The 545-nt window shown below is 42.0% G+C and carries 1 protein-coding gene; it reads right to left on the reverse strand.

Annotation, left to right across the window (positions count from 1 at the left end; translation table 11 throughout):
• The coding region (locus IEY73_RS33100) for a hypothetical protein (RefSeq protein WP_444543396.1) at positions 1-501 on the reverse strand (501 nt) is incomplete at its 3' end.
• Positions 502-545 lie beyond the last annotated feature (44 nt).

Below are 545 nucleotides of genomic sequence, written 5' to 3' on the forward strand. Positions count from 1 at the left end.
GACAGATAGGTTGTGGATTGGATTCCCAATGACTTTCACCCGGTTACCGGCATCCACTAGAAAAGTCTGGAACATCATATTGCTGGGAAATCGGTTCAGTTTGTAAAGATCGTCTGCTGTATCGATGCATACTGGATTTGCAAAGTTGTCGCATCTAAGGATATGTCTAATTTCACTTACATTCTTTGTCTGGAAGAAGAACAGAAATGGAATGTCTGTTTCACTCAATGAATCCACCTCGTTGATCAGGTCCTTCCATTTGGGTAACTGGAGCTTGCAACTGATGCAGCCCACCGAATCCACAAATACGATTACCTTGTATCTGGCGGGTTGGATTGTATAAGAGACAGTATCAGTGGCGAAGCGGGTGAAGACAGGTCCTTCGGGCAGAAGGATTTCCCTGTCGGTCCATTCTTTTACCAGTTGCTCGATTTGTTTCCTTTCACTGTTCTGGCAGGACATTGTTACGAGCAAAAGAAAGATAAAGATTGTGCTTTTCATATTTAGCTTCTTTAATTGTGTAAAGTTAACCTAAATTTCAATGT

It is taken from the genome of Mangrovihabitans endophyticus (genome assembly GCF_014646155.1).
In the GTDB taxonomy this organism is placed as follows: Bacteria; Actinomycetota; Actinomycetes; order Mycobacteriales; family Micromonosporaceae; genus Actinoplanes; species Actinoplanes endophyticus.